The organism is Synechococcus sp. R8-2 (genome assembly GCF_047461715.1).
Lineage (GTDB): Bacteria > Cyanobacteriota > Cyanobacteriia > Thermostichales > Thermostichaceae > Thermostichus.
The window spans coordinates 1-1,177 of the sequence record NZ_JANSHQ010000550.1 but is presented as its reverse complement, the minus strand read 5'-3'; the positions used below and the strand labels follow the sequence as shown (position 1 = coordinate 1,177).

The 1,177-nt window shown below is 54.4% G+C and carries 1 protein-coding gene; it reads left to right on the top strand.

The window, feature by feature from the left end:
- Positions 1-158: 158 nt before the first annotated feature.
- Positions 159-1,177, top strand: a 1,019-nt coding sequence (locus NW819_RS12305) for an NAD(P)/FAD-dependent oxidoreductase (protein ID WP_414413917.1), incomplete at its 3' end; no start/stop codon positions are given.

Below are 1,177 nucleotides of genomic sequence, written 5' to 3'. Positions count from 1 at the left end.
TGGGACTGCTCCCTTCACTTGGATCACGCCTCAACAGAAATGTGGTGGACTCAGCAGGATAAGCAGTCCTCGGAACATATAGAGTTTCTTAAGATTTTTCAGGCCGCAGCCAACGACCTGAGATCACCCGGCAAAAAGCTCGTGAGGGGATCCCGTCTATGAAACTGAGCAGCAGGAATCTAGAGGTTGGTTTGGGCAAAATCTATGACGTGATCGTGGCCGGAGGGGGAGCAGGGGGGTTGTCGGCGGCAATCTATCTGGCTCGTTATGGATTGAGTTGCCTGGTGGTGGAGAAGGGCAGAGGCCGCTCTTTTTGGATGCAGGATTTGCGCAATTATCTGGGATTGCCTCCGACCACTCCCGGACGAGAGCTGTTGCGACAGGGAACAGAGCACGCCCTCAGTTTAGGGGTAGATTACCTGCGCGGTTTTGTGGAAGATGCCACCGATGAGGGAGACCTCTTTGCGGTCAAAGTCAAGGTGGGAAAAATGAACAGCCTCTACCCCGTTTTTCGGAGCAAATATTTGATCGCGGCAACCGGCATTATGGACGAGCTGCCTCAGTTGTCGGATATGCAGAATGTTTACGACTACGCCGGCTATTCACTGCATGTCTGTATGATCTGCGACGGCTATGAAATGCGGGATCAAAAGTCAGTGTTGATCGTCAATTCGGAAGATCGGATCAATACAGCTTTTGTCCTCAACTGGTTTACACCCTATATCTCGGTGTTGACCCACGGCCTCTGCTCGGTTGGCCCCGACATGCGCAAAAAACTGGCGGATCATGGCTACCCCCTCTACGAATCTCCTATTCGCCGCTTTCTTGGAGAAAACCATCAATTGCAGGGTGTGGAGTTGGAAGATGGCACCTACATCGAAGCAACTACCGGCTTGGTGGCGATGGGCGCCAGATACCACAATGCCTATTTGAAAGGGATCCCCGGCTTGAAATGGCAAGGGGAAAACCTGTTGACCGACGAGTGGTGTCGCACTGCCCATCCGCGGCTGTTTGCGCTGGGCGATTTGAAGCAGGGCCTGAACCAGGTGGCGATTGCGGTTGCCGATGGTACCTTAGCTGCCACAGCCATTTGGCGGGACATCCGACGGGCCTCACCTGCACGTAAATGGGAAGAGCGCCTGCTCTCGCCACCCAGAAGCCCAGCAGGGCCTTCCGG